This is a genomic window from Subtercola boreus, from assembly GCF_003399645.1.
Classification (GTDB): domain Bacteria; phylum Actinomycetota; class Actinomycetes; order Actinomycetales; family Microbacteriaceae; genus Subtercola; species Subtercola boreus_A.
The window spans coordinates 196,170-222,962 of record NZ_NBXD01000002.1 but is presented as its reverse complement, the minus strand read 5'-3'; the positions used below and the strand labels follow the sequence as shown (position 1 = coordinate 222,962).

23 protein-coding genes are annotated in these 26,793 nt (G+C 67.7%); 11 read left to right on the top strand and 12 right to left on the bottom strand.

Annotation, left to right across the window (positions count from 1 at the left end; translation table 11 throughout):
- Positions 1-4: 4 nt before the first annotated feature.
- Positions 5-973, bottom strand: a complete 969-nt coding sequence (locus B7R24_RS01135) for a M15 family metallopeptidase (RefSeq protein ID WP_253259195.1) — start codon at positions 971-973, stop codon at positions 5-7.
- Positions 974-1,034: 61 nt separating this feature from the next.
- Positions 1,035-1,775, bottom strand: coding sequence for an amidase domain-containing protein (locus B7R24_RS01130; protein ID WP_172582652.1), 741 nt, complete (start codon positions 1,773-1,775; stop codon positions 1,035-1,037).
- A 317-nt stretch (positions 1,776-2,092) separates the two neighbouring features.
- Here B7R24_RS01130 and B7R24_RS01125 point away from each other — a divergent pair, with 317 nt between their 5' ends.
- Complete coding sequence (locus B7R24_RS01125) at positions 2,093-3,982, top strand: MDR family MFS transporter (protein WP_437123491.1); 1,890 nt, start codon at positions 2,093-2,095, stop codon at positions 3,980-3,982.
- Here the strand turns inward: B7R24_RS01125 and B7R24_RS01120 are convergent.
- Positions 3,979-4,935, bottom strand: a complete 957-nt coding sequence (locus tag B7R24_RS01120) for a DNA-methyltransferase (RefSeq protein WP_116417127.1) — start codon at positions 4,933-4,935, stop codon at positions 3,979-3,981. The two genes, B7R24_RS01125 and B7R24_RS01120, sit on opposite strands and share 4 nt — an antisense overlap.
- 68 nt (positions 4,936-5,003) lie before the next feature.
- Here B7R24_RS01120 and B7R24_RS01115 point away from each other — a divergent pair, with 68 nt between their 5' ends.
- Positions 5,004-5,291: a GNAT family N-acetyltransferase gene (locus B7R24_RS01115; RefSeq protein ID WP_116417126.1), complete on the top strand. Its 288-nt coding sequence runs from the start codon at positions 5,004-5,006 to the stop codon at positions 5,289-5,291.
- A gap of 121 nt (positions 5,292-5,412) precedes the next feature.
- On the opposite strand, the gene B7R24_RS01110 is transcribed toward B7R24_RS01115, so the two are convergent.
- From B7R24_RS01110 to B7R24_RS01085, 6 genes are all read right to left on the bottom strand, one after another.
- Positions 5,413-6,462, bottom strand: coding sequence for a lipoate--protein ligase family protein (locus B7R24_RS01110; protein WP_116417125.1), 1,050 nt, complete (start codon positions 6,460-6,462; stop codon positions 5,413-5,415).
- A gap of 212 nt (positions 6,463-6,674) precedes the next feature.
- Positions 6,675-7,523: an alpha/beta fold hydrolase gene (locus B7R24_RS01105; RefSeq protein WP_253259194.1), complete on the bottom strand. Its 849-nt coding sequence runs from the start codon at positions 7,521-7,523 to the stop codon at positions 6,675-6,677.
- A 183-nt stretch (positions 7,524-7,706) separates the two neighbouring features.
- The gene (locus tag B7R24_RS01100; RefSeq protein WP_116417123.1) at positions 7,707-8,552 is read right to left on the bottom strand and encodes a transglutaminase family protein; all 846 of its coding nucleotides are present in this window, start codon (positions 8,550-8,552) and stop codon (positions 7,707-7,709) included.
- Positions 8,549-9,481 carry an alpha-E domain-containing protein gene (locus tag B7R24_RS01095; RefSeq protein WP_116417122.1) on the bottom strand — a complete coding sequence of 311 codons (933 nt, stop codon included), beginning with the start codon at positions 9,479-9,481 and terminating at the stop codon, positions 8,549-8,551. The genes B7R24_RS01100 and B7R24_RS01095 overlap by 4 nt, the downstream gene beginning before the upstream one ends.
- Positions 9,481-11,328 carry a circularly permuted type 2 ATP-grasp protein gene (locus B7R24_RS01090; RefSeq protein ID WP_253259193.1) on the bottom strand — a complete coding sequence of 616 codons (1,848 nt, stop codon included), beginning with the start codon at positions 11,326-11,328 and terminating at the stop codon, positions 9,481-9,483. Before B7R24_RS01090 ends, B7R24_RS01095 begins: the two co-directional genes overlap by 1 nt.
- Before the next feature lie 81 nt (positions 11,329-11,409).
- Positions 11,410-12,489 carry a LacI family DNA-binding transcriptional regulator gene (locus B7R24_RS01085; RefSeq protein WP_116417121.1) on the bottom strand — a complete coding sequence of 360 codons (1,080 nt, stop codon included), beginning with the start codon at positions 12,487-12,489 and terminating at the stop codon, positions 11,410-11,412.
- A gap of 301 nt (positions 12,490-12,790) precedes the next feature.
- Here B7R24_RS01085 and B7R24_RS01080 point away from each other — a divergent pair, with 301 nt between their 5' ends.
- The 9 genes from B7R24_RS01080 to B7R24_RS01040 all read left to right on the top strand — a co-directional run bounded on the left by B7R24_RS01080 (position 12,791) and on the right by B7R24_RS01040 (position 24,254).
- Positions 12,791-14,314, top strand: coding sequence for a sugar ABC transporter ATP-binding protein (locus tag B7R24_RS01080; protein WP_116417120.1), 1,524 nt, complete (start codon positions 12,791-12,793; stop codon positions 14,312-14,314).
- Entirely contained in the window at positions 14,311-15,378 is a 1,068-nt protein-coding gene (locus tag B7R24_RS01075; protein WP_116417119.1) for an ABC transporter permease, read from the top strand. The genes B7R24_RS01080 and B7R24_RS01075 overlap by 4 nt, the downstream gene beginning before the upstream one ends.
- Positions 15,371-16,459 (top strand): ABC transporter permease, encoded by a 1,089-nt coding sequence (locus B7R24_RS01070; RefSeq protein ID WP_116417118.1) that lies wholly within the window; start codon positions 15,371-15,373, stop codon positions 16,457-16,459. Before B7R24_RS01075 ends, B7R24_RS01070 begins: the two co-directional genes overlap by 8 nt.
- Positions 16,460-16,491: 32 nt before the next feature.
- Positions 16,492-17,568, top strand: a complete 1,077-nt coding sequence (gene rhaS, locus B7R24_RS01065) for a rhamnose ABC transporter substrate-binding protein (protein WP_116417117.1) — start codon at positions 16,492-16,494, stop codon at positions 17,566-17,568.
- Positions 17,569-17,682: 114 nt separating this feature from the next.
- Entirely contained in the window at positions 17,683-19,155 is a 1,473-nt protein-coding gene (locus tag B7R24_RS01060; protein ID WP_116417116.1) for an L-fucose/L-arabinose isomerase family protein, read from the top strand.
- Complete coding sequence (locus B7R24_RS01055) at positions 19,152-19,541, top strand: L-rhamnose mutarotase (protein ID WP_253259192.1); 390 nt, start codon at positions 19,152-19,154, stop codon at positions 19,539-19,541. Before B7R24_RS01060 ends, B7R24_RS01055 begins: the two co-directional genes overlap by 4 nt.
- Positions 19,538-20,704 carry an L-rhamnose isomerase gene (gene rhaI, locus B7R24_RS01050; RefSeq protein ID WP_116417115.1) on the top strand — a complete coding sequence of 389 codons (1,167 nt, stop codon included), beginning with the start codon at positions 19,538-19,540 and terminating at the stop codon, positions 20,702-20,704. Before B7R24_RS01055 ends, rhaI begins: the two co-directional genes overlap by 4 nt.
- A gap of 2 nt (positions 20,705-20,706) precedes the next feature.
- Complete coding sequence (locus tag B7R24_RS01045) at positions 20,707-22,743, top strand: bifunctional aldolase/short-chain dehydrogenase (protein WP_116417114.1); 2,037 nt, start codon at positions 20,707-20,709, stop codon at positions 22,741-22,743.
- On the top strand, positions 22,740-24,254 hold the full coding sequence (locus tag B7R24_RS01040) for a rhamnulokinase (RefSeq protein WP_301182447.1): 1,515 nt from the start codon (positions 22,740-22,742) through the stop codon (positions 24,252-24,254). Before B7R24_RS01045 ends, B7R24_RS01040 begins: the two co-directional genes overlap by 4 nt.
- Positions 24,255-24,464: 210 nt before the next feature.
- Here B7R24_RS01040 and B7R24_RS01035 read toward each other — a convergent pair whose 3' ends face one another.
- The 3 genes from B7R24_RS01035 to B7R24_RS01030 form a co-directional block, all read right to left on the bottom strand.
- A complete protein-coding gene (locus B7R24_RS01035) occupies positions 24,465-25,571 on the bottom strand; it encodes an alcohol dehydrogenase catalytic domain-containing protein (RefSeq protein WP_216363592.1) in 1,107 nt (368 codons plus the stop codon).
- Between the two features lie 87 nt (positions 25,572-25,658).
- Positions 25,659-25,793, bottom strand: coding sequence for a hypothetical protein (locus tag B7R24_RS18240; protein ID WP_301182446.1), 135 nt, complete (start codon positions 25,791-25,793; stop codon positions 25,659-25,661).
- A gap of 59 nt (positions 25,794-25,852) precedes the next feature.
- The gene (locus B7R24_RS01030; protein WP_367302596.1) at positions 25,853-26,719 is read right to left on the bottom strand and encodes a PfkB family carbohydrate kinase; all 867 of its coding nucleotides are present in this window, start codon (positions 26,717-26,719) and stop codon (positions 25,853-25,855) included.
- Between the last annotated feature and the right edge of the window lie 74 nt (positions 26,720-26,793).

The following is a 26,793-nucleotide window of genomic DNA, read 5'->3' as shown; positions in this document are numbered from 1 at the left end:
GGCGTCAGCCCGCGTAGCCGGGCGCTGCGGGGAGGCCGAAGAACTCCTCCAGGGTGCTCACGCCGGTCGTGTGCATCTCGGTGGCGAGGTCGACCCCGACGAAACGGAAGTGCCAGGGCTCGGACTCGTAACCCGTCACCGCCACCCTGTCGGCCGGGTACCGCAGAATGTAGCCGAACCGGTAGGCGTTCGCGGCGAGCCAGATGCCTGAGGGCGACGAGCCGAAGCAGGGAGTCTCGAGGTCACAGCCACTGGAGGTGTCCATTATGTCCATGGCGAGCCCCGTCTGGTGTTCGCTGAAACCGGGCCGGGCGCTGGTCTGGTCGGCGCCCGCCACACCGAGCGCGTCTTTGTAATGCTGGTAGGCCCTGACCTGCACCTCGTAATCCCGGTAGCCGCTCTGGGCGACCAACTGGGTACCGATCTCGGCTTTGTCCGCAGCGAACATCGCATGCAGGGCGTCAGCGGCATCCGCCCGCAGCATGTATCCGAGCGGGTCGGGCATGTCACTCGGCAGATCGACGAGATCCGGTGGCACGAACGTGGCACCGTCGGTGATCGGGCGCAGCTTGTCGACGACCACCCAGATACTGTTCGGATCGTCGACCGAGAAAGCCCCCCTGTTGAAGGCGGGAGGGGCCGGAGGCGCTGGAGCCACGGCCGCGGGCGGCGGCGAGGCAGGCGCCGAGGCAGATGCGGATGCGGATGCGGATGCAGGAGTGGCCCCCGCGGAGGGCGTCGCCCCAGCGGCGGCCGCGGCCCCCGACTGGAACTGCTGCGCCACCACGTTCAACGCGACCACCGTTCCTCCGACGAATACCGCGACCACGACGACGATGAGCGCCGCGGCAACCAACCGCCGCCGACGAAACCGTCGACGCCGATCATCCGGAGTCGGGTTCGGAGTCTCGCGACTGGCCGACCGCGCGGCAGGATCCGACGATGAACCACTGGGCGGAGGGGCTTGTGACACCCGCCCAGTGTAGAGGCATCATGCTCAGAAGCAGGGCGGATCGGCCCTGACGGAGGGTGGGTCAGGCGATGCTGTAGAAGTGCGCCGTGCCACCCGGATTCTCGACGGTGATGGCCGTGTCGAGGTCGCGGTACTGCGCATCGACCGTGTGCCCGGCGAACTTGACCGACGTCGTTCCGTCGGGGTTCGTGTCCACCCGCGAGACGAGCATCGTGTGGTCGACGCCGTTGTCGTTCTGGGGGTCCCAGTCGAACATCACGACGTCGCCGACCTTGACGGAGGCACGGTCGGCCAGTTCGAGTCGGGTCGTGTCGGAGCGTGAGTTCAGGTAGTCGTCCATCTCGTTGCCGCGGATCCAGCTGAGACTGTATCCGCCACCCGAGCCGTAGTCGCTGTACCAGTCGTCGTTCTGCTCCCAGCCCCGGGCGACCAGGGTCTGGTTCACGAAGTTGCCGCAGTCGTTGTCGCTGAAGACACTCCACTCGTCGAGGTTGTAATCCTTCCAGTAGGTGAACGCGTACTGGAGCTGGCGATCGACTGGCGTAATGACCTGGTACGAGAACATCTTGCCCGCATCGAGCACCGTTCCTTCAGCGGTCGACAGCGCGACGGCAGCGTCGGCCGGCTGGTAGTCGACCGCGGCCGGGGTGACGAAGGAGACGTTCCCGTTCGCATCGACGGCGACGGATGACGCGGGGGCACCTCCGACGGTGACGCCGACGACGGTGGCGAGCCCGGTACCCGCGAGGGTGACGACCGTTCCGCCGGTCAGGGCGCCGGATGCGACATCCAGCGAGGCCACGACCGGTGCCTCATTCGTAGCTGGGACCGGTGCAGAGATCTTTTCGCTGAGAGAACCTGTCGCCGTACATCCGGCGAGGGCAAGAAGAGAGGAACCGGCGGCCAGGGCAATAAAAGAGCGTCGCGTGGTTATCGTCACGTTATAAGAACATCATGTGTTCCTATGAATGGGCCCGGCTTGACAAATGTAAACCCCCCATTCGGAGCAACTTGCCACCTTGCAACCATCTTTCGGTGGGTGTAACTTTGCACTCTACGCAATTTTTCGGCACGGCACCCTCCCCCGGCCTCGCCGGCAGCTTTCAGATCAGGACACCCATGTCACGCGCAACAACAGCCGGCCAGGCCCGGGCCCAGTCGATCAAAGACGCCGGCGGCGTCATGACGCACCGGCAGATCCTTGTGATCATCTTCGCCCTCATGGCGGGGATGTTCCTCTCCGCCCTCGACCAGACCATCGTCGGCACCTCGATGCGCACCATCGCCGACGATCTCGACGGTCTGAGCCTTCAGGCGTGGGTGACGACGGCCTACCTGATCCTCTCGACCATCAGCACACCGATCTACGGCAAGCTCTCCGACATCTTCGGCCGCCGCCCACTTTTCATCATCGCCATCAGCATCTTCCTGGTCGGGTCCCTTCTCTCCGGTCTCTCGACGTCGATGTACGAACTCGCGGTCTTCCGCGGCATCCAGGGCCTCGGCGCCGGTGGCCTCATGGCCCTGCCGCTGGCGATCATGGGCGACATGCTCGCTCCCCGGGAACGCGCCAAATACCAGGGTTACTTTCTCGCCACCTTCGGTATCGCGAGCGTCATCGGCCCGTTGCTCGGCGGGTTGCTCTCCGGCACGCCCGAAATCCTCTTCATCACCGGATGGCGCTGGGTCTTTCTCATCAACCTCCCCATCGGTGTGATCGCCTTTGCTGTCGTGTTGCGCTTCCTGCACCTGCCGCACACGAAACGCGCCAACGTGCGCATCGACTGGTGGGGCGCTGTCACGGTCATCGTCGCGCTGGTTCCGCTGCTGCTGATCGCCGAGCAGGGCCGCGAATGGGGCTGGGGATCGGCCGGCGCGTGGGTCTGTTACGTGCTCTCGGCCGTCGGCATCGCCGCATTCGTCTACGTCGAGAGCAAGATGGGCGACAACGCGCTCATCCCGCTCAAGCTGTTCCGGTCGTCGACCTTCTCCGTCGCCACCGTGCTCGGCGTTCTGGTCGGGTTCGGCATGTTCGGGGCCCTGCTGACCGTGCCGCTCTACCTTCAGATAGTGAAGGGTGCAACGCCGACGGAGTCGGGCTTCCTCATGCTGCCCATGATCCTCGGCCTGATGACCGCCTCCATCGTCAGTGGCCAACTCATTGCGCGCACTGGCCGCTACAAGAAGTTCCCCGTGATCGGTACAGCCTTCATGGCGGTCGGCTTCTTCATCATGACGTTCCTGACCGTCGACACGCCCCTCTGGTACGTGATGCTCGGGATGTTCGTCATCGGCCTGGGGCTCGGCCAGATGATGCAGACACTCACCATCGCCTCGCAGAACTCCGTCGGACCCCGCGACATCGGGGTAGCGACGAGTGCGTCGACGTTCTTCCGCCAGATCGGTGGAACGCTCGGCACCGCCGTCGTGTTCTCCTTCATCTTCAGCCGACTGCCGGGAACCATCACCGATGCCTTCGCAACGCCGTCGATCAAATCGGGTCTGGCCGCCGCGGCTCAAGACCCGGCCGTGACGGGGAACTCCGCCAACACCCAGATCCTCGGCTGGCTGCAGACTCAGAACTTCGGCGCGATCACCGAGGCCCTCAATGGCAACACCGCGTTCCTCAGCGTGATCGACCAGCGCTTGGCGCTGCCGTTCCTGACCGGCTTCTCCTACTCGATCGCCTCCGTGTTCTGGATCACGATGGCCGTCGTCGCGGTGGCATTCGTTCTCGCACTTTTCCTGAAGGCTCCTCCGCTTCGCCAGAAGTCGGCCATGCAGGAGGCGAGCGACCTGGATGCTGCGGCCGACACGGTTGCGGCCGAAGCACTGTCTGCAGCGAACGCCACGGGCGCGATGATCGAGCCGGGAACGAGCGACGAAGGCGACTTCGGTGCGGGAGCACGGGCATCCGGAACCTCGCACACCGCCGAGGTCGCCGACAGCACCGTCGGATCCGGCTCGGGCGCGGGTGCTTCGTCGCACGCTCCGCGCCACGGCGCCTAAGCGCCGGGCGGTACCGTCGGGCTGGGTACCTCAGCGCCGGGCGGCACCTCGGGGTCGGGCCCCGCATCGCCCGGCCCCGCCGCGCGCTCCTCGAACGCCGCCCCGGGCAACCGCGAGCGCATGACCGCAATCGCCTCCGGATTCTGGTCGACGAGCAGGTAGCGGCGCCCGAGCGCGGCGGCGACAGCACCGGTCGTGCCCGATCCCGCGAAGAAGTCCAGCACGAGATCTCCCTCGCGGGACGACGCCTGCACAATACGCCGAAGCACACCCTCGGGCTTCTGGGTCGGGTAGCCCGTCTTCTCGCGGCCGGTCGGTGACACGATCGTGTGCCACCAGACATCCGTCGGCAGCTTGCCACGGGCGGCTCGCTCAGCCGTGACGAGCCCCGGCGCCATGTAGGGCTCCCGGTCGACCGTCGCCGAGTCGAAATAGTACGAAGCAGGGTTCTTCACGTAGACGAGAATCGTGTCGTGCTTCGTCGGCCAGCGTGTCTTCGCCTTGGCGCCGTAATCGTAGGCCCAGATGATCTCGTTCAGAAAGCTCTCGCGCCCGAACAGCGCATCGAGCAGCACCTTGGCGTAGTGGGCTTCGCGATAGTCGAGGTGCAGGTAGAGGGTTCCGTCGTCGGCGAGAAGGCGCCAGGCCTCGAGCAGGCGCGGCTCGAGGAACTCCCAGTAGTTCTCGAACGCGTCGTCGTAGCGCAGCAGGTCGCCCTTGATACGCGCGTAACTGTTGCCCTTGAATCCGGTGATCGACCCCGAACCGGCCTCGGAGCGCACGGCGGTCGTACCCTGCCGACGCTGCACGCGACCCGTGTTGAACGGTGGGTCCAGGTAGATGAGAGTGACCGATCCACTGTCGAGACCGGGCAGCACGTCGAGATTGTCGGCCTGGATGATGCGGCCCGAGCCCTCATCACCGACACGGTCGGGGCGGGTCGGGGCGGGCATCCCCTCATTCTGACAGGCCGGGGCGACAACTCGCAGTCGCGCGGCACCGGGCGTACTGTCGAGGGGTCATGAGTACTGAGATCCGTCACGAAGCTGACCACCACCGTTACGTTCTACTGATCGACGACCGCGAAGCCGGCCTGGCCGACTACCGCACCGCCGGCGATGCGATCGTCTTCACGCACACCGAGGTCGATCCGCGCCACCGCAAGCACGGGCTCGGCGGCAACCTGGTGCGGGGGGCCCTGGATGATGTGCGGATCAATACCGGGCTGAAGGTCGTTCCACAGTGCAGCTTCGTCGCGGACTGGATCGATGTGCATCCGGAGTACCACGAGCTCGTCGAGAGAGGCTGATCGGCCCACCGTCCAGGTGGGTTCGCTGAATTCGCTGGAGCTGGGCTCCCGAGAGGCCGAAGAGTTGCCCCGAGCACCGACGCGAACGGCCCCGTGCGGGCCCGGCGAATGGATGCCCGGCTCAGGGAACGCGTTCGATCCACTCGCGGGTGCCGAACTTCGATTCCACCAACGCCTCGGCCTTCGCGTACTCGTCGTCAGTGACGTCGCCCGTCGAGGCGCCGTAGAGCGAGGTGAAGGTCTCGATCATCCGGTCGATGATGTCCTCGCGGCTCAGCCCGGTCTGGCTGCGCAGCGGATCGACCCGCTTCGCGGCCGACTTCGTACCCTTGTCGCTCATCTTCTCGCGGCCGATGCGCAGCACCTGCACCATCTTCTCGCCGTCGATGTCGTAGCTCATCGTGACGTGGTGCAGCACAGCGCCGTTGCCCAGGCGCTTCTGAGCGGCCCCACCGATCTTGCCGCTCGGGCTCGAGATGTCGTTCAGCGGCACGTAGCTCGCGTCGATGCCGAGCGACTTCAGGGCGACCAGCACCCACTCGTCGAGGAAGGCATAGGAGTCGGCGAAGCTGAGGCCCTGCACAAGGTCGGCCGGGGCGTAGATCGAGTAGGTCACGACCGACCCGGCCTCCATGAACATCGCTCCGCCGCCGCTGACCCGACGCACGACATCGAAGCCGAACTTCGCCGCATTCTCGGGGTCGACCTCGTTCTTCAGCGACTGGAAGCTGCCGATGACGACGGCCGGGGAGTTCCACTCCCAGATACGCAGGGTCGGCGCGCGGCGGCCTTCGCCGACCTCGACGGCCAACACCTCGTCGAGTGCCATCTGCATGACGGGCGGCACGGCCTTCGAATGGATGACCTGCCAGTCGTAATCTCGCCAGCTCGTCGCCTTGGCGAGTGAACGGCGAATTGCGACAGCCACACCCTCGGCGCTGAAGCCGAGCAAGTTTGCGTCCTTCGGCAGTGCTGCCTTGATCGCGGCCGCGATGGCGGAGGCCTCGCTCTCGGCGGACAGCCCGTTCACCGCCCCGTTGATGTCGTCGAGCGCACTGTCGGGTTCGAGGAAGAAGTCGCCCGCGAGCCGGAAATCGGCGAAGACTCCATCGCGCACCTCGAGATCGACGACGACGAGCTTGCCGCCCGGAACTTTGTATTCACCGTGCATGCCCTCAGCCTAAACCTGCCCGACCGCCCTCCCCGGGTTTCGCAGAGTGATCGCCGAGGAGAGGATCCATTTTGCGCAAAAGCACGTCGACGGGCGCTTTTGGGTGCCTTTGCGCAAAACGCGCGGCGCGCGGAGGGGGCGGGCGGAGGGGGGGGCGGGCGGGTCAGGGGGGCGCGCGGGTCAGGGGGGGCGCGGGTCAGGGGGGGCGCGGGTCAGGGGGCGACGGAGTGGGCGGCGAGCCAGGAGAGGAGGTCGGTGACGACCTCCTCTCGGTTGGTCTCCCGCAGAACCTCGTGGCGAGCATCCGGATACAGCCGAACGGTCACGTCGCTGAGGCCACCGCGCCGGTACGCCGACGCGAGCTTCTGCGCGCTCTTCTCCCCGCCGAGGATGTCGTCGGAGCCGGAGAGGATGAGCACCGGCAGCGGTGCATCGAAGTGCCGTGCCGGCCGACCGAAGAGCCGTAGGCCATCTGCCAGCCCGAAGAGCTTGAGCACTTTTGCTTCGAACATGAACTCGTCCTCTGCGGCTGCCGTCTGTACAGCGACATCGCGACTGAGCCACTCATAGCCGTGACCGCCGCCGCCAGCGGGGCGGTGGCGGCGGCTGAGGTCTCCGCCGTCCATCGATCCGGGCATCCGGTAGGCCGAGCCCACCAGAACGAGGCCGGCGTACGGTTTCGCCGAGCCGTTCACGATAATCTGCGCCATGAGCGAGCCCCAGCTCTGGCCGAGCAGGAAGAGCGGAACCTCGGGGTTCTTCGTGGCGATCAGGGCGGTGAACTGCCGGATGCCCGCGATCGTCGCCCGAAGACCACCCGGCCCGAGCCTGCCGAACTGCGACCGGTCGCCGCGGTACTGGTCGAGGCCGGTCTGACCGTGGCCGCGGTGGTCGTTGGCGTAGACCGAATACCCGGCGGCGTTCAGCTCGCCCGCCAGCTCGACGTAGCGCCCCGCGTATTCGCCGAGCCCGTGCGAGATCTGCACCACGCCACGGGGGTCATCGACCAGCCAGCGGTAGTAGGTGACGCGAACACCGTGTTCGTCAGTGAAGTGGGGCACAGTCCCATTGTGCCCGCTCCCCGCTCGCCCGCAGACTCCCCGTTCGGCGGGTCCCCTCGGGTTCGGAGCTCCCCACGCCTTGCGTAGAAGAGGACGGGAGCTGCGGTGGCGCATGCTGGAGCGTGTCCGGACGCGCCATCCTCATTCAGGCTGCCCGGGGCGGGGGCGGGGGGCGCATCCGCGTCACGACTCGCGGGTGATCTCGACCTTCACGAAGAGTCGGGAGCCGAAGGGGCCCGCGTACACCCCGCGCAGCGGAGCCACGTCGTTGTAGTCGCGCCCGCGACCCACCGTCACGTGCCGGTCGCCGATGTCGATCGAGTTCGTCGGGTTGAAGCCACGCCAGTCGCCGCAGAACCACTCCACCCAGGCGTGCGACTCCCCCGTCACCGTCTCGCCGATGCCGGCCGAGGGCCGCGGGTGCAGGTACCCCGACACGTAACGCGCCGGAATGCCGACCGAGCGGAGCGCGCCGAGGGCGATGTGCGTGATGTCCTGGCAGACGCCCTTCTTCTCGACCCAGGCCTCCCGCGCATTCGTGTGGACACCGGTCACACCGGTCATGTATTCGACCTGGTTGCCGATCTCGGCGCAGATGGCCAGGGCAGCGTCGCAGACGTTGTCGTGCGATGCAGCGATCGTCGCCGCGAGCGCCGCGACCTCGGCCGGGGGGTCTGTCAGTTTGGTCTGCTTGACCTGCTCGATGGTCGAGGTGACCTGTGCCGCAGCATCCCGAAGCCCCTCCCAGCTGAGCTGGTGAGCGGAATGCTCGCGGGGCCGCACCTCGATGAGCGAGTTTGCCGTGAGCGACAGTTCGCGGTGGGGCGTCAGCACCTCGAAGGACGAAACGCGAGTACCCCAGTAGTCGAGGTACGTGTGGTTCGACGACAGCGGCGAGATGTCGAGGTGCGACGACAGTACGAACTGTCCGTCGGAGGAGACGGGGAGCATCCGCGCCTCGTTGTACGACGCCCCCACCTCGCCCTCGTAGCGGTAACCCGTGACGTGGCGGATGCGCAGGCGGTTCATACGTTCTCTCCCACCCAGCTCGGTGCAGCATTCGTCGGGAAGTAGCGCTGACGGATGGCCTCGGATGCCTCGCTGGTCGCCTCCTGAACGAGATCCATCTGGTGCGGGAGGTCGTGCAGGATGTCCATGATCGGTCGGTACTCCAGTTGGCTGCGGATCTGGCCGAGCAGGCGCTGCGCCTGGTCGGTCACTGCCAGGCGGGTGTTGCGCGGCTCGATGTCGCGGAGGCTCTGTTCGGCCCGGGAGACCGAGTAGAGGATCGAGCGCGGGAAGAGCCGGTCGAGCAGAAGGAATTCGGCGGCATTGCGGGCCGACGGCACACCGCGATAGGTGCGGAGGTACGACTCGTACGCGCCGCACGAGCGGAGGATCGTGGTCCACGACGGCCCCGACGCCTCGGTCAGCGACCGGGTCGCGAGCAGGCGTGCCGTCATGTCGGCCCGTTCGAGCGAGCGGCCGAGCGTGAAGAAGTGCCAGGCCTCGTCGCGGGATGCTGCGGACTCCTGGATGCCGACGGCCAGCGCCGACCGCTCCCTGACCCAGGCGAAGAACTCGTGCGTCTTCTCGACCGCGATGCGCCGTGGCATGCGCGCCCGGGTCGTGTTGAGGCACTCCCACAGCTCGGTCGAGACGATCTCGCGCGCGCGGCGGGCGTTCTCGCGGGCGGCGCCGAGCGAGTAGGCGATCGATGCGGGCTGGGTGCGGTCGACCGCGAGGATATCGAGCACGTCGGCCCGCGTCAGCTCGTGGTCGTCGGGCGGGATCTCGCTGCCCATCACCGCGAGCAGCGACCGGCAGGCGAGGTTCTCCTCGATCCACGGGTCTTCGAGCAGCAGTTGGAGGTGCACGTCGAGGATGCGCGCGGTTCCGTCGCTGCGTTCGATGTAGCGCCCGATCCAGAACAGGCTCTCAGCAATGCGGCTCAGCATCAGCGCTCCCCCTCACCCTCGGAACGGGCATCCGGAGCCCCCGTGCCCCCCGCACCCCCCGCACCCCCCGTAAATGAGACACCTGCGGACACGTGAGACGTGCGGGCCGGTCTCACCTGTCCGGAAGTGTCGCAATTGTCGGGGTGGGGGTGGGGGTGGGTGTGGGGGAGGGGGGAGCCGAGGGAGAGGGGGGCGCCGAGCTGCTGCTGCTGCTCTTGCTGGTCGTGGTGCGAGCGCGGTTTGTCGTAGGGCGAATGGTCGGGGGTGTGCTTCACGATCGGGATGGCCTGGGTGTTCGCGGCCTGGTCGGCGACGAGCCCCTGGATGTTCTGGGCGACCTGTGCCGTGCCATCGATCGGTGAGAACCCGCCCGCGAAACCGACCACCCAGGTGTCTTTGGATCCGCCGCCCTGCGAGGAGTTGACCACGAGCTCGCCCTCGGGCAGCGCGACGCGGGTGAGTCCGCCGGGCAGTACCCACACGTCTTTGCCGTCGTTCACCGCGAAGGGTCGGAGGTCGGCGTGCCTCGGGCGCATACCGTCTTCGACCAGGGTCGGAATGGTCGAGAGCTGCACCACGGGCTGCGCGATCCAGCCGCGCGGGTCCTTGATGAGTCGCTTGCGGAGGGCTTCGAGCTCCTTCTGCGTGGCGGCCGGACCAACCACGAGTCCCTTCCCGCCGGAGCCGTCGACCGGCTTCACGACGAGTTCGTCGAGGCGGTCGAGCACCTCTTCGAGTGCTCCCGGATCTTCGAGCCGCCAGGTGTCGACGTTCGGGATGAGGGGCTCCTCCGCGAGGTAGTACCTGATCAGGTCGGGGAGGTAGGTGTAGACGAGCTTGTCGTCGGCCACGCCGTTGCCCACCGCGTTGGCGATGGTGACGTTGCCGAGCCGGGCGGCGAGCAGGATGCCCGGGGAGCCGAGCATCGAGTCCGCCCTGAACTGCAACGGGTCGAGAAACTCGTCGTCGACGCGACGGTAGATCACGTCGACGCGCGTCGGCCCGGCCGTCGTGCGCATCCAGACCCTGCCACCGGAGCAGAAGAGGTCGCGGCCCTCCACGAGCTCGATGCCCATCAGACGAGCGAGCAGGGTGTGCTCGAAATAGGCCGAGTTGTAGACACCCGGCGTGAGCACGACCACATTGGGGTCTTCGACGCCCTCGGGGGCAGAGGCGCGGAGGGCCTGCAGGAGCTTATTCGGGTAGTCGCCGACCGGGCGCACCCGCATGCTCACGAAGAGTTCGGGCAGCGTCTGGGCCATCACGCGGCGGTTCGAGATGACGTAGCTCACGCCCGAGGGCACGCGCACGTTGTCTTCGAGCACCCGCCAGGCACCCTTCTCATCGCGGATGAGGTCGATTCCCGAGACCTGGATGCGCACGCCGTTGGCGCTGACGATACCCGCAGCCTCCCGGTGGAAGTGGCTCGACGAGCTGACCAGACCGGCCGGGATGACGCCGTCGCGGATTGCGTTCTGGGCGCCGTAGATGTCGGCGAGGAACGCCTCGAGCGCCCGCACGCGCTGCTTGATACCGGCTTCGACGCCGACCCATTCTTTCTGTTCTATCACGCGGGGAACCGCGTCGAGCGGGAACGGTCGCTCCTCGCCGGCGAAGTCGAACGTCACGCCCTGTGCGAGGTACGAACTGGCGAGCGCATCGGTGCGACCGCGCAGTTCCTCCTGCGTCATGCGGGCCAGAGCGTTGTAGATGTCTCTGTATGCAGCGCGGGCCTCGACCGGCGATGTGGAGTCGGGCTCCGGGAACATCTCGTCGTAGGCGGGGGCACCCTTGATCGGCTTGCGGGGCAGGAGTGTGGCGCCATAGCCGGCGAACAGGTCAACCATGCGTGTGAGCCTAGCGCTGGGTTGTTGCCGGTGTGTTTCTGGATCGAGCCCGCCTCCGTCGGGCCGTCGGCTGCACCTTCGCTACGTCAGCTCCTGGCCCGCCAGGTCGCCCGCCCCACCGCCCGCGCCCGCACTCACACCCGCGCCGGCACCCCCTCCGGTGGACGCGCGCACGACGAGCTCGGGCGTGAACACCACCTGCTGGGGCTCGAAGCCCCCGGGGTCGTGCGACTCGGCGAGCAGGAGGTCTACGGCGGTGCGGCCGAGCAGCGCACTCGGCTGACGCACGGAGGTGAGCGGAACGACGGCGGCCGCCGCGAACGCGATGTCGTCGTACCCCACGAGCGCGATGTCGTCGGGAACCCGCAGCCCGCCGAGCATGCTGAGCCCCTGCAACAGCCCGACGGCGAGCAGGTCGTTCGCGGCGAAGATGGCGTCGGGCCGATCGGCAGGCCGGCGGGCGACGATGGCCTCGCCGATGCGTCGGCCCTCGAGAACGGTGAGCGCCTGGGCCCCCAGAACCTCCAAGGTCGCGCCATTCACGCCGTCCAGAGCCCGGCTGGCGCCCTCGAGGCGGTCGGAGACCTGCCTGATCTTCGTCGGGCCGCCCACGAACGCGATGCGGCGGCGGCCGAGGCCGAGCAGATGCGTCACCGCCAGCGTGCCGCCCGCGATGTCGTCGACCGAGACGGAGGAGAAGGAGGTGTCTGAGATGGCGCGGTCGACCAGCACGGCCGGGATCTCACGGGTGCGCAGTCTCTTGAGCTGCGGCCAGATCTCGGCGACGGGAGAGACGAGCATGCCGCGAACCCGCTGTTCTTCGAACAGGTCGAGATGCGCCGCTTCACGGGTGGGGTTGCCCTGGCTGTTGCCGAGCAGAACAGCGAAGCCCTCTTCGAAAGCACGGTCTTCGGCACCCGTGGCCACGTCGGTGAAGAACGGGTTGCCGATGTCGAGCACGATGAGCCCGATGCTGCGGCTGCGACCGGCCCGCAGCTGACGGGCGGCATCGTTCCGTACGAAACCGAGCCTGTCGATGGCCTGCTGCACCCGCAGCAGAGTGGCAGGAGAGACGCGTTCGGGGCGGTTCAGGGCGTTCGAAACAGTGCCCAGCGAGACGCCGGCGAGCGCCGCCACGTCTCGCACGTTCACCGCTGCCATGTGCCGCTCCGTTCTCTCGCACCACTCGGCCGGTGTGGGGGAAGCGTACTGCAAACGAGCAGCAACCGGCCGCTGTGCCGACGGCCCGCGACCACCGATAGAAATGATTCGTTTCAAACCGGGCTGGCTACACCGTAGGGTGAGCGCCGGCGCATCGTCAAGACGACCGCATAACGATTGGGTAAAGCCAGCTTGACGCCGCACCGGGGGCGCCTGTAGGTTCGGTGCGAGCTCGAATAAAACGATTCAATTACTGCGGTCCAGACCGAGCGCACGCACACATCTCAATGAGGAGGCTCGAGTGGCTGAGCAGCAAGCACCCGGCGAATCGGTTCTGTCGCTCGTCGGCGCAGCGAAGAGCTTCGGGCCCGTGGTCGCCCTCGCCGACGGCACCATCGACATCCGGCCCGGCGAGATCCACGCCCTCGTCGGCGAGAACGGTGCCGGCAAGTCGACGCTCGTGAAAATCCTCGCGGGGGTACACCAGCCCGACAGCGGCGACTTCCGCGTCGCGGGCGAGCTGGTCTCGTTCAAGAGCCCGGCCGAGAGCAAAGCGGTCGGAGTCTCGGTCATCTACCAGGAGCCCACCCTCTTTCCCGACCTCACCGTCGCCGAGAACATCTTCATCGGCCGCCAGCCGAAAGGGCGATCGGGCCTCATCAGCCGGCGCGAGATGCGACGCCAGGCCCGCGAGCTGTTCGCCCGGCTCGGTGTTCCGATCGATCCCGACCGTGTCGCCGAGGGCCTGTCGATCGCCGATCAGCAGATCATCGAGATCGCCAAGGCCATCTCGCTCGACGCGAAGGTGCTGGTGATGGATGAACCGACAGCCGCACTGTCGGGCGTCGAGGTCGAGCGACTGTTCGGGGTGGCGCGGGGGCTGCGCGACAAGGGTGCGGGCATCCTGTTCATCTCGCACCGTTTCGACGAGGTGTTCGACCTGACCGACCGCATCACGGTGATGCGTGATGGCCGGTACATCTCGACCCACGACACCCACACGGTGACAATCGATGAGATCGTGCGCGAGATGGTCGGCCGAGAGCTCGGCGCGCTCTTTCCCAAGGTGGAGGCGCCCATCGGCGACACCGTGCTGAAAGTCTCGGGCCTGGCTCGTGCCGGCGTCTTCTCGAACATCACCTTCGACGTGAAAGCGGGCGAAATCGTCGCGTTGAGCGGGCTCGTGGGAGCCGGCCGCACCGAAGTGGCCCGGGCGATCTTCGGCATCGACCCCTACGACCGTGGCACTGTGACACTCAGCGGCAGGACTCTCGCCGGGCACAGCCCGCAGGCGGCGATCGCCGCAGGCATCGGCATGGTTCCCGAAGACCGCCGCAAGCAGGGGCTGGTGATGGATCTCTCCGTGGCGAAGAACGCCACGCTCACGCTGCGCAAGAAGCTCGCTCGTTTCGGCCTCATCAGCGGCAAGCGCGAGCGCGCCGCGGCCGAGGAGTGGTCGAAGGTACTGCAGGTGAAGACCGGCTCTCAGGACTATGCCGTGTCGACCCTCTCGGGCGGCAACCAGCAGAAGGTCGTCATCGCGAAGTGGCTCGCCACCGAGCCGAAGCTGCTCATCGTCGACGAACCGACCCGCGGAATCGACGTGGGCACGAAGAGCGAGGTGCACCGGCTGATCTCCGATCTCGCCGGCCGCGGCATCGCCATCCTCATGATCTCGTCGGAACTCCCCGAGGTGCTCGGCATGGCCGATCGCGTGCTCGTGATGCATGAGGGCCGCATCACCGCCGAACTCCCCCGCAGCGAAGCGACCGCCGAACGCATCATGCTCGCCGCCACAGCCACCCTGGAAGAAGCCGCCCGATGACCCTCTCGACCAAGCCGAACCCCGCCGGCGCCGGCGCGCCCGCGCGGAGCGGCGCCGCGGCCACCGATCGGAATGCCAGCGCGTTCAGCACGTTCGTGCGGGCACGCGAGATTCCCGTTGCGAGCGCTCTCGTCGTGCTCGTCGTCATCACTGCGGTGATCAACTCGCAGTTCCTCAACCCGCAGGGCGTCAAAGACCTGCTTCTGAACGCCACGATCCTCATCATCATGGCGGCCGGCCAGAGCCTCGTGATCATCACGCGCAACGTCGACCTCTCGGTCGGCTCAGTGCTCGGGTTGGTCGCCTTCGGCACCGGCAGCCTCTTCAACGCCTTTCCGAACATCCCGATCGTCGTCGTCTTTCTCATCGGAATGGTGTTCGGCGCCGTGCTCGGCGGCATCAACGGCCTGCTCGTCACGGCAGCCAAGGTGCCCGCGCTCGTCATCACGCTGGGCACGCTCTACATCTTCCGCGGCGTGTTGAATGCCTGGGCCGGCGGAACGCAGTACTTCGCCGGCGACCGGCCCGTCTCGTTCAGCGACCTGTCGACCGAGACGGTCATCGGCTTTCCGATCATTACGCTGATCGCCGTCTTCGTGGTTGTCGCCGTGGCCATCTTCATGCACGCGGTGCGGTCGGGTCGCGATCTCTACGCGATCGGGTCCGATCCGGATGCCGCCCTGCTGTTCGGCATCCCCGTCAGCCGGCGGGTGCTCTATGCGTTCGTCGCGAACGGGGTTCTGACCGGGCTGGCCGGCGTGCTCTACGCCTCACGCTTCAACTCCGTCGGCGCCACCACCGGCGACGGCCTCGAACTCAATGTCGTCGCGGCGGCCGTGGTCGGCGGCGTCGCCATCGCCGGCGGATCGGGCACCGTGTACGGTGCCGCGATCGGCGCCCTCCTCCTGACCACGATCACCAGTGCGCTGACCGCGGTGCGCGTCGACAAGTTCTGGCAGCAGGCCATCGTGGGACTGCTGATTCTGGCCTCGATCATCGTCGACCGGGTGGCGAGCATCCGGAGGGCCCGCAAGCTGCGAGTGAGTGAGGCGCGTGATGTCTGAAGCCCTGGGAACCACCGAAACCACGAGAGACACGAAGACCACGAGGAACACCGAGACCGTGAGAAAGTACCTGCCGGGCCGGGATGCCCTCACCATCTACTCCCTGCTGGTGGTGGTGATCGTCGCCTCGGCCACCATCCCGCGGTTCGCCTCGCCCGTCACCGTCGGGTTCCTGCTGCTCGACGTCATCCCGATCCTGATGCTGGCGATGCCGATGGCCCTGGTGATCATCTCGGGCGAGATCGACCTGTCGGTCGCCAGCACCGCCGGCCTGACCAGCGCCATCATGGGCGTTCTCTACGCCGCGGGCTGGGACATCTGGACGGTTCTGGGCATCTGCGTGATCGTCGGCATCGTGGCCGGAGCGGTGAACGGCTTTCTGATCACCACGCTCGGGTTGCCATCACTCGCGGTGACGATCGGAACGCTGGCGCTGTTCCGCGGGCTCGCGCTCGTCGTGATCGGCGACAACGCCGTCGCGAACTTCCCTCCCGGCCTCACCAAGTTCTTCACCTCGAAGATCGGCGCCACGGGCATCCCGACCGTGATGATCGGCGTGCTGGTGATCATCGTCTTCTTCGCGGTTCTGCTGCACTTCACCCCGTTCGGCCGCGGGCTGTTCGCGCTCGGCTACAGCACGGAAGCGGCGACCTTCGTCGGCATCAGGGTCGGCCACGCCAAGTTCTGGCTCTTCGTGGGCACCGGCGTCGTCGCCTCCCTGGTGGGCATCTACTGGACGCTGCGCTACTCCAGCGCCCGCAGCGACAACGCGACGGGCATCGAACTCACCGTGATCGCGGCTGTGCTGCTCGGCGGCGTCTCGATCTTCGGCGGCAAGGGAGCACTGCCCGGCGTCATCGCGGGCGTGCTCCTCATCGGAACGCTGAACTACGGCCTCCGCCTGGCGAAGATTCCGGATGTCGCCCTCAACATCGTCACCGGCTCACTGCTGGTGCTCTCCGTCGTCGCTCCGAGCGTGTTCTCGTGGGCGAAGGAGAGGGCGCGCCGAAGGCGGCTGCGTTCCCACGATCCCAGGCCTCGGGCCTCGGCCACCACCTCCACCACCACCACCAGCGCCTAGCACTCCACACGCGCACAACGAAAGGAAGAACAATGAAGTTGTTTCACAGCTCTACAGGCAAGCGGCTGAGCACGGGCCGCCGCGTCGCATCCGTCGCCGCTCTCGCCACAACGGTCGCCCTGATCGCCACCGGGTGCGCCGGTGGCGGTTCGTCGAGCGACTCGTCGTCGGGCGGCTCGGGCGGTGGGGATGCGAAGACCATTGCGTTCCTGCCCAAGCAGCTCAACAACCCCTACACCGACGTCGTTCTCGGCGGCGGCAAGAAGGGTGCCGACGCCATCGGCTACACCTCCAGCGTGGTCGGACCGCTCGAGGCCAGCGCCTCGTCGCAGGTCACTTTCATCAACACGCTCACCCAGCAGGGCACGAACGTCATCGTGATCGCCGCCAACGACCCCGACGCCGTCGGCCCCGCCCTGCAGGAGGCACGGGATGCCGGCGCCAAGGTCGTTGCCTTCGACTCCGACACCGCGCCGCAGTACCGCGACGTGTTCGTCAGCCAGGTCGTCTCGAAAGACGTCGCCCTCATCCAGTTGAAGCAGATGTCGGAGCAGATCGGCGGGGTGGGCGACATCGCCATCCTCTCGGCGACCGCCAATGCGACCAACCAGAACGGCTGGATCAGCGACATGAAGGCCGAACTGGCCTCGAACCCGGCGTACAAGGGCATCAACCTCGTGACCACGGTCTACGGCGACGATGACGACACCAAGTCGTTCCAGGAGACGCAGGGTCTCATCTCGGCGTACCCGAACCTGAAGGGCATCATCTCGCCCACGACGGTCGGTATCGCCGCGGCGGCCCGCTACCTCTCAACCTCCGACTCGAAGGGCAAGATCGTGCTGACCGGGCTCGGCCTGCCGAACGAGATGCGCGCCTTCGTGAAGGACGGCACCGTGAAGGAGTTCGCTCTGTGGGACCCGGCACAGCTCGGTGAGGTCGCGGCCTACGCGGGCCAGGCACTCGAAGACGGCACCATCACCGGTGCCGAGGGCGACAAGTTCACCGCGGGCGACCTCGGTGAGAAGACGGTCGGCGCCGACCAGACGATCATCGTCGGCCCGCCGACGGAGTTCACGGCCGACAACATCGACCAGTACGACTTCTGATCCCGCACGACCCGCTGGGTGGGCACCGCGTGTGCCCGCCCAGCACCCCACGAGCATCCTGAACCACCGGTGGGCGTAAGCCCCGCCACATCTTCGAACCCAGAAAGCACGGCAATGACACCCACGCGCCACGCCTCAGAGCTGCTGCAGCCGCGCACCCGCCGCAAGACGAGGATCGGCCTCGTCGCCGGCGGGCTCGCGGCATACTGGCCGCAGTTCCCCGACCTCCTGCCGCAGCTGCAGGAGTCGAGCAGGTACGTGACCGACCGCTTCAATGAACTCGACGCCGAGGTCGTCGACGTGGGCTTCGTCTCCGACGCACCCGAGGCGGCCGTCGCAGCAGAGAAGCTCCGCGTCGCCGACTGCGATCTCATCGTGATCTTTCTGACCACCTACCTCACCAGCTCCATGGTGCTGCCCATTGCGCAGCGCTCGAAGACCCCGGTTCTCGTGATCGATCTCCAGCCCACCGAGGCCATGGACCACGCCAACTTCGACACCGGCAAGTGGCTCGCGTACTGCGGACAGTGCCCGGTTCCCGAGGTCGCGAATGTCTTCCGTCGGGCGGGCATCGAATTCCGCTCCGTCTCGGGTCATCTGAAAGACGAGAACGCCTGGCGCCGTATCACCCAGTGGGTCAACGCCGCGAATGTGCGCGCCCGCCTCCGCCATGCGCGCCACGGGCTCATGGGCCACCTGTACCCCGGCATGCTGGATGTCTCGACCGACCTCACGCTCGTCTCCTCCCAGTTCGGCTCCCACGTCGAGGTGCTCGAATTCGACGACCTGCGCGTGCGGGTCGATGAGGTGACGGATGCACAGGTGAACGATCGCGTGGCGCTGGCCCGGGAGCTCTTCACCATTGACGGCTCCGTCGACCAGAACGACTTCGACTGGGGTGCCCGTGTCTCCGTCGCGCTCGATCGTCTCGTCGACGACTTCGACCTCGACTCGCTGGCGTACTACCACCGAGGATTGAACGGGGAGCAGCACGAACGCCTCGGTGCGGGCATGATTCTCGGGGCATCCATTCTCACCGCCCGCGGCGTGCCAATGGCCGGGGAGTACGAGTTGCGAACCAGCCTCGCCATGCTCGCCTCGCAGGCCATGGGCGCGGGCGGGTCGTTCACCGAGATCCAGGCGCTGAACTTCTTCGACGGTGTCGTCGAGATGGGCCACGATGGCCCCGCGCACCTCGCCGTGAGCGAGCGCGATCCGCTGCTGCGCGGCCTCGGTGTCTACCACGGCAAGCGCGGCTGGGGGGTCTCGGTCGAGTTCGACGTGACGCAGGGCCCGGTCACGACGTTCGGTATCGGCCAGGACCGCGACGGGCGCTACACCTTCATCACGTCGGAGGGCAGGGTGGTTCCCGGCCCGCTGCTCGCGATCGGCAACACGACGTCGCGCGTCGACTTCGGCGGCGACCCCGGTGAGTGGGTCGACGAATGGAGCCAGACCGGCATCGGGCACCACTGGGCGCTCTGCGTCGGGCACCGCGCCGCCGATGTGCGGGCGGCGGCGAGCCTGCTGGGCATCGAGCACCGGCACGTCGACATGGCGGCGCGGTCGCGGTGGGGGTCGCTATGAGCGACATCGCAGGCCGACGGATGCAGCGGGTCTGCTTCCAGCTGCAGGTGAAGCCTGAGCGCCTCACCGAATATCGCGAGCGCCACGCTGCCGTCTGGCCCGAGTTCCTGCACGAGCTGGCCCGCACCGGATGGCATAACTACTCCCTCTTCGTGCGCGACGACGGCCTGCTGATCGGATACTTCGAGACGTCTGATCTCGCCGCCGCCCAGGCCGGAATGGCCGAGACATCCGTGAACGCCCGCTGGCAGGCCGAGATGGACGACTTCTTCGAAGCCCTCGACGGCAGACCCGATGAGGGCTTCCTGCACCTCACCGAAATCTTCAACCTCGACGATCAGCTCGCTCACGCAGCATCCGTCACCGACCCGGGAGAAACGACATGACCACGTTCAGCGACATCGCTGCCGACCTGGAGGCGCAGGCAATCGAGCTGCCGTCCTGGGCGTTCGGCAACTCGGGCACACGCTTCAAGGTGTTCGGTACCCCCGGCACCCCGCGCACCCCCCAGGAGAAGATCGCCGACGCCGCCCAGGTGAACACGCACACCGGGCTCTCGCCCAAGGTCGCGATCCACATCCCGTGGGACAGGGTCGACGACTACGCCGCCCTCAGCGCGTTCGCGGCCGACCACGGGGTGGCGCTCGGCACGGTGAACTCGAACACGTTCCAGGACGACGACTACAAGTTCGGCAGCCTCACGCACATCGATCCTGCCATTCGACAGAAGGCGATCGACCACCACTACGAGTGCATCGACATCATGGGAGCGATCGGGTCGCAGGACCTGAAGATCTGGCTCGCCGACGGCACCAACTACCCCGGCCAGGGCGACCTTCGCGGCCGACAGGATCGCTTGGCTTCCTCGCTCTCCGCGATCTACGACCGGATCGGTGAAGGCCAGCGCATGGTGCTGGAGTACAAGTTCTTCGAGCCGGCTTTCTACCACACCGACGTTCCCGACTGGGGAACCTCCTACGCCCTGGTTTCCGCGCTCGGCGACCGCGCGATGGTCTGCCTCGACACCGGGCACCACGCGCCGGGTACGAACATCGAGTTCATCGTGATGCAGCTGCTGCGGCTCGGCAAGCTCGGTTCGTTCGACTTCAACTCCCGCTTCTACGCCGACGACGACCTGATCGTGGGGGCGGCCGATCCGTTCCAGCTGTTCCGCATCCTCGTCGAGGTCGTGCGGGGCGGCGGCTACGGCCCCGACTCGCCGGTGGCGTTCATGCTCGACCAGTGCCACAACGTCGAAGACAAGATCCCGGGGCAGATCCGCTCGGTGCTGAACGTGCAGGAGATGACGGCGCGTGCGCTGCTCGTCGACCGTTCCGCGCTCGACGCAGCCCAGACCGCCGGTGACGTGCTCGGTGCCAACGGCATCCTGATGGACGCGTTCTACACCGACGTTCGCGGTGACCTCGCCGCCTGGCGCGAGTCGCGCGGCCTGCCCGCCGACCCCATGGCCGCCTACGCGGCATCCGGATACCAGAAGACGATCGCAGAACAACGTGCCGGTGGAGTGCAAGCCGGCTGGGGAGCGTAACCATGACGAACGAAGCCGCCGCCGCGCTGATCGCCCGGTCGAACAGGCTCGGGAGCGACCCGAGGAACACGAACTACGCCGGCGGCAATACGTCGGCGAAGGGGCTCGAGCGCGACCCGGTGACGGGTGAGGATGTCGAACTTCTCTGGGTGAAGGGCTCCGGCGGCGACCTCGGCACCCTGAAGGAACCCGGTCTCGCCGTGCTGCGCGTCGACCGGGTCCGTTCCCTCCAGGGTGTGTACCGGGGGATCGAGCACGAGGACGAGATGGTCGCCGCGTTCGACCACACCCTGTTCGGCAAGGGCGGGGCGGCGCCGTCGATCGACACCGCCATGCACGCGCTGCTGGATGCGGCCCACGTCGACCACCTGCACCCCGACTCGGGTATCGCCATCGCGACCGCCGCCGACGGCGAAGCTCTCACCGCCACCATCTTCGGCGACCGCGTGGTCTGGGTGCCGTGGCGGCGCCCCGGGTTCCAGCTCGGGCTCGACATCGCCGCAATCAAGGCGGCGAACCCGGATGCCATCGGCTGTATCCTCGGCGGACACGGCATCACCGCGTGGGGCGACAGCTCCGACGAGGCCGAGGCCAACTCGCTGTGGATCATCGAGACCGCTGCCTCCTATATAGAGGAGCACGGGACGGCTGATCCCTTCGGGCCGGCGCTCGACGGATACGCCGCACTCGACCCCGCCGAACGGCGGGCCAAGGCAGCGGCGCTCGCCCCGATCATCCGGGGTCTGGCCTCAACCGACAAGCCGATGATCGGGTCGTTCACCGATGCCGACGTCGTGCTCGACTTCCTGGGTGCCGCAGAGCATCCGCGTCTCGGCGCTCTCGGCACCAGCTGCCCCGACCACTTCCTGCGCACCAAGGTGAAGCCGCTCATCCTGGACCTGCCGGCGACGGCCTCGGTCGAGGATTCGGCAGCGCGGCTGAAGGAACTGCACGCGACCTACCGTGAGGACTACGCGGCGTACTACGACCGCAACGCCTCGCCCGACAGCCCGGCAATGCGCGGCGCCGACCCGGCGATCGTGCTGATTCCGGGCGTGGGGATGTTCTCTTACGGCGCGAAAGCGCAGACCGCGCGGGTCGCGGGAGAGTTCTACATCAACGCGATCAACGTGATGCGCGGGGCCGAATCGATCTCTACCTATGCGCCGATCGATGAGTCGGAGAAGTTCCGCATCGAGTACTGGGCGCTCGAAGAGGCCAAGCTCGCACGCCTGCCGAAGCCTGCGTCGCACGCCACGCGCATCGCCCTGGTGACGGGTGCGGCATCCGGAATCGGCAAGGCCATCGCCACACGGCTCGCGAAAGAGGGCGCGTGCGTCGTCATCGCGGACCTCGACCTGCAGAAGGCCCAGGATGCTGCGGCCGCGCTCGGTTCGACCGATGTCGCCATCGGGGTTCGCGCCGATGTGACGTCGGCGGTCGACATCCAGGCCGCGGTGGATACTGCGCTGCTCGCCTTCGGCGGCCTCGACCTCGTCGTGAACAACGCCGGGCTGTCGCTCTCGAAGTCCCTGCTCGAGACCACCGACGCAGACTGGGACCTTCAGCACAATGTGATGGCCAAGGGGTCGTTCATGGTGTCGCGGGCGGCAGCCCGGGTGCTGATCGACCAGGGAATGGGCGGCGACATCGTGTACATCTCGTCGAAGAACTCGGTGTTCGCGGGCCCGAACAACATCGCCTACTCGGCGACGAAGGCCGACCAAGCGCACCAGGTGAGGTTGCTCGCGGCCGAGCTCGGGGAGTACGGAGTCAAGGTGAACGGCATCAACCCCGACGGGGTGGTGCGCGGATCGGGCATCTTCGCGGGCGGCTGGGGCGCGAAGCGTGCGGCCGTGTACGGCGTGGCCGAGGAGGACCTCGGTGCCTACTACGCCAAGCGCACCCTCCTCGGGCGCGAGGTGCTGCCCGAGAACGTGGCGAACGCGGTGGCCGTGCTGACCGGGGAGGACCTGTCGCACACCACAGGGCTGCACGTGCCGGTGGATGCGGGCGTGGCGGCGGCGTTCCTGCGGTGAGCACGCATGATGTGGTGGGGGCGGCGGGCGGGCAGGGCGTTGTCGCCGCCGTCGATCTGGGGGCGACAAGTGGGCGGGTCATGCTCGGGTATGTCGGGCCCACAGGCATTCGGCTCGAGCCCGTGGCGCGCTTTGCGAACGTGCCTGTGCGCACCATCGACGGGCTGCACTGGAACATCCTCGAGCTCTACCGCAACGTGATCGACGGGCTCACCGAGGCCGTGCGACGAGAGCCCGGCATCTCGAGCATCGCGGTCGACTCCTGGGCCGTCGACTACGCGCTGCTGCGCGGTGACCGGATGCTCGGCAACCCGTTCCACTACCGCGACGACCGCACTGCGGTCGGCGTTGAGGCCACCCACGCCCTCGTCGGCCAGGCTGAGCTCTACCGCGGCAGCGGCCTGCAATTCCTCCCCTTCAACACCGTCTACCAACTGGCCGCCGAACGGATCGACGCTGAAGTAGCGCCGGAGGCAGCCCCGGATGCGAGTGCGAGAGCGCGTGCGCAGGCGGGCCTGGATGCGCTGGATCTGACCGACACCCTCCTCCTCATCCCCGACCTCATCGCCTTCTGGTTGACAGGCGAACGCAGGGCGGAGAGTACGAATGCCTCGACGACCGGGCTCTTCGACGTGCACACGCGCGAGTGGAACGATGAGCTGATCGCGAAGCTGCGACTCCCCCGCCACCTCTTCCCTCCGCTGATCGAACCGGGTGAAACGATCGGGATGCTGCTCCCGAGCGTCACCGCAGAGATCGGTGCGCCGGCCGGCCTTCGCGTCACGGCCGTCGGATCGCACGACACCGCCTCGGCCGTGCTGGCGGTTCCGGCCACGGGCGAGGACTTCGCCTACATCTCGAGCGGAACGTGGTCGCTCGTCGGGGTCGAGCTCGAGCATCCGGTGGTCAGCGACGAGAGCCGCGCCGCCAACTTCACGAACGAGGGCGGAGTGGATGGCCGCGTGCGGTTCCTGCAGAACGTCTCAGGGCTCTGGCTGCTGTCGGAATCGGTGCGCACCTGGGAACGGCTCGGAACGAGCATCCCGCTCGCCGACCTGCTCGAGCAGGCGGCCGCCATCACGACCCCCGTCGCGGTCTTCGACGCGGGCGACCCGGTGCTCATCGCGCCCGGCGACATGCCCGCGCGCATTGCAGCATGGTGCGTCGAGCACGGGCTGCCCGCTCCGGAGACGCCGGCGGAGTTCGCGCGGAGCATTCTCGAGAGCCTCGCCGACGCGTACGCCGTGTCCTTGCGGCAGGCGGGCGTGCTGTCGGGGAAGGTGGTGCGCACCATCCACATCGTCGGTGGCGGATCGCAGAACGCACTCCTCTGCCAGCTCACCGCCGACCGCACCGGGCTGCCCGTGCTCGCCGGCCCCGTCGAGGCGACCGCGATCGGCAACGTGCTGCTGCAGGCGCGGGCACGAGGCCTCATCTCGGGCGACCTCGCTGCCCTGCGTGCCCTCGTCGCGGCGTCCTTCCCGCCCGTCAGGTACACCCCCGCGCGCTGACCGCGCTCCCGGGCGCGGCACATTGTGCGCTCGGGCGGGATGCGCGCGGGAGGATGCCGCAGGCTCGGCAAGGCACCTTTTGCGCAAAAGCACCCAACCGCGCGGTTATGGGTGCTTTTGCGCAAAAAGGGGCGCAGCCCGGGGATGCGGCGAGAGGACGCGGGGGGTGGGAGGATGCGGCGCGCGGGGGGCGGGACGGGCGGGGCCGCGTCAGGCGAAGTCGATGATTTGGCGGATGGCCTCGCCGCGGGAGAGGGCGTCCATGCCCTCGTTGATGTCGGCGAGGGCGATGTGCGACGAGACCAGGCGTTCGACGGGCAGGCGACCGCTTCGCCAGAGGTCGACGAAGATCGGGATGTCGCGGCTCGGTACCGCTGAACCGAGGTAGCTTCCGATGATGGAGCGGCCCTCGGCCACGAGCGCCGTCGGCGAGAAGCTCACGCGGGCGTCGGGGGCGGGGAGTCCGACCGTCACGGTGCGTCCGCCGGCGTCGGTGAACGAGATTGCCGCCTCGAGAGCACGGGCGCTGCCTGCCGCTTCGATGACGGAGGTTGCGCGGATGCCCGCTTCCGCAGCATCCGTCGGCGTGTAGGCGGCGACCGCACCCAACTCGAGCGCCACGTCGAGCTTGGCCTGCAGCGCGTCGACTGCGATCACCGAGATGTCGTCGAGCGCGAGCGCTGTGATGAGGGCCGCCATGCCCACCCCGCCGAGGCCCACCACGATGACCGTGTCGCCGGGTGCCGGGCGGGCGGCGTTGATGACGGCGCCGCCGCCGGTGAGCACGGCGCAGCCCAGAACCGCCGCGAGATCTGCCGGCACGTCGTCGTCGATCGGCACGATGGAGTGCGTCGAGACGACAGCGTGCGTGGCGAAGGCCGAGACGCCGAGGTGGTGGTGCACGGGCGAGCCCGTGCGTTCGAGGCGCGATCCGCCGCCGAGAAGGGTGCCCGCGCCGTTCGATGCCGACCCGTTGATGCAGGGCCGGATGCCGTCGGTCGCGCACCCCGCGCAGTGACCGCACCGGGGCAGGAACGTCATGACCACCCGATCGCCGACGCGGTGGCCCGAAACATCCGGCCCCACCTCTTCGATGGTGCCGGCCGCCTCGTGACCGAGCAGCATCGGCACGGGCCGGGAGCGGTTGCCGTCGACCACCGAGAGATCGGAGTGGCAGAGCCCCGCGGCCTCGATGCGCACCAGAACCTCCTCGGAGCGCGGCGGGGCGAGGTGAAGCTCGGAGATGCTGAGCGGGCGGGATGTGGCGTAGGGGCCCGGGCGACCGATCTCTTCGAGCACTGCGCCGGTGATCCGGATGCCGCTGGACGTCGTAGTCATGTCACCACTTTCGCAGATGCCCGGCCGCACCGCTCGGCGTGGGCGGGTGTCGGTCGCGGGCAGGTTTCAGTCGCGGGTAGTGATCAGCATCTCACGCTGGGCGAAGTCATCCTGGCGGATGCCGTCGGATGCCGTCGGATGCCGTCGGATGCCGTCGGATGCCAGCGGAGGGAATGCTGCGCGGGGGGCACCGATCGCCATGGCCGGTGCCGCGGGCCCGCCCAAGGTGCTGTCGCACCCGCCGCGCACCGGTCGGGGGATCAGGCGGGCTGGGCTCCCAGCCAGCCCACGGAGCGGGCGGCGGCTGCACTGGCGGCCTCCATGGCCTGGCGTCGGTCGTCTCCCGCCGCCAGGCGGGCCGCGAGAGTTCCGCAGTAGGTGTCGCCCGCCCCGGTGGTGTCGACGACTTCGGCGACTCGGGATGCCGCGACATCCGTATCCGCCCACCGCGACCCTTCCGAGCCCAGGGTCACGAGCAACGAGTCGGGCGCGGCTCCCGACGCTCGAAGCTGTTCCGCCTCGTGCTCGTTGACGATCACCGGGTCGGCGAGCGCCAGCACCTCGGCATCGAGCACGGCGAACGGTGCAAGGTTCAGCACCACCCGCGCTCCCGCTCCAGCGGCGATGCGGATGGCCTCGGAGACCACGTCGAAATCCAGCTCGAGCGAGGCCAGCAGCACATCGTCCTTCGTGATACCCGACGGTTCTGAGTCGAACACCGTGTCGGTGGTCGAGACCCCGCCGACGCCGCGGAGCACTTCGAGATCGTCGATCGTCACCCGCGCATTGGCTCCCGGTGACACGATGATGGTGTTCTCGCCGCTGTCGGCGACCGCGATCATGGCGTGACCGGTCGAGACCCCACGGGTGACGGTGAGCGGTCGAACGTCGATGGATCGCGACGCGAGCCGGGTGCGGTACTCGGCGCCCTCGGTGTCGTCACCGACCCGGCCGATGAAGACGACGTCGGCCCCCGCCTGTGCCGCAGCAACCGCCTGATTCGCGCCCTTGCCACCCCAGAAGGTGGTCAGGTCGCCGCCCATCAGGGTCTCTCCGGGCGAGGGATGCCGCTCCACACGCACCACGGAATCGACGTTCAACGAACCCACCACAAACACGCGACCCACCGGCAACACCTCTCACTCCGTCGCCGCCAGCCTATCCGCCGGGTGCCGCTGGGCCAGCGAGACGCTGCGGGATC

Bases quoted from the DNA above. Each gene is read 5' to 3' on its own strand.
- rhaI (WP_116417115.1), top strand. From the start codon at position 19,538: ATGACCACGTTCAGCGACATCGCTGCCGACCTGGAGGCGCAGGCAATC.
- B7R24_RS01090 (WP_253259193.1), bottom strand. From the start codon at position 11,328: ATGGTTGACCTGTTCGCCGGCTATGGCGCCACACTCCTGCCCCGCAAG.
- B7R24_RS01110 (WP_116417125.1), bottom strand. From the start codon at position 6,462: ATGCACGGTGAATACAAAGTTCCGGGCGGCAAGCTCGTCGTCGTCGAT.
- B7R24_RS01075 (WP_116417119.1), top strand. From the start codon at position 14,311: ATGACCCTCTCGACCAAGCCGAACCCCGCCGGCGCCGGCGCGCCCGCG.
- B7R24_RS01070 (WP_116417118.1), top strand. From the start codon at position 15,371: ATGTCTGAAGCCCTGGGAACCACCGAAACCACGAGAGACACGAAGACC.
- B7R24_RS01055 (WP_253259192.1), top strand. From the start codon at position 19,152: ATGAGCGACATCGCAGGCCGACGGATGCAGCGGGTCTGCTTCCAGCTG.
- B7R24_RS01060 (WP_116417116.1), top strand. From the start codon at position 17,683: ATGACACCCACGCGCCACGCCTCAGAGCTGCTGCAGCCGCGCACCCGC.
- B7R24_RS01095 (WP_116417122.1), bottom strand. From the start codon at position 9,481: ATGCTGAGCCGCATTGCTGAGAGCCTGTTCTGGATCGGGCGCTACATC.
- B7R24_RS01100 (WP_116417123.1), bottom strand. From the start codon at position 8,552: ATGAACCGCCTGCGCATCCGCCACGTCACGGGTTACCGCTACGAGGGC.
- B7R24_RS01125 (WP_437123491.1), top strand. From the start codon at position 2,093: ATGTCACGCGCAACAACAGCCGGCCAGGCCCGGGCCCAGTCGATCAAA.
- B7R24_RS18240 (WP_301182446.1), bottom strand. From the start codon at position 25,793: ATGGCGATCGGTGCCCCCCGCGCAGCATTCCCTCCGCTGGCATCCGAC.
- B7R24_RS01045 (WP_116417114.1), top strand. From the start codon at position 20,707: ATGACGAACGAAGCCGCCGCCGCGCTGATCGCCCGGTCGAACAGGCTC.
- rhaS (WP_116417117.1), top strand. From the start codon at position 16,492: ATGAAGTTGTTTCACAGCTCTACAGGCAAGCGGCTGAGCACGGGCCGC.
- B7R24_RS01120 (WP_116417127.1), bottom strand. From the start codon at position 4,935: ATGCCCGCCCCGACCCGCCCCGACCGTGTCGGTGATGAGGGCTCGGGC.
- B7R24_RS01115 (WP_116417126.1), top strand. From the start codon at position 5,004: ATGAGTACTGAGATCCGTCACGAAGCTGACCACCACCGTTACGTTCTA.
- B7R24_RS01085 (WP_116417121.1), bottom strand. From the start codon at position 12,489: ATGGCAGCGGTGAACGTGCGAGACGTGGCGGCGCTCGCCGGCGTCTCG.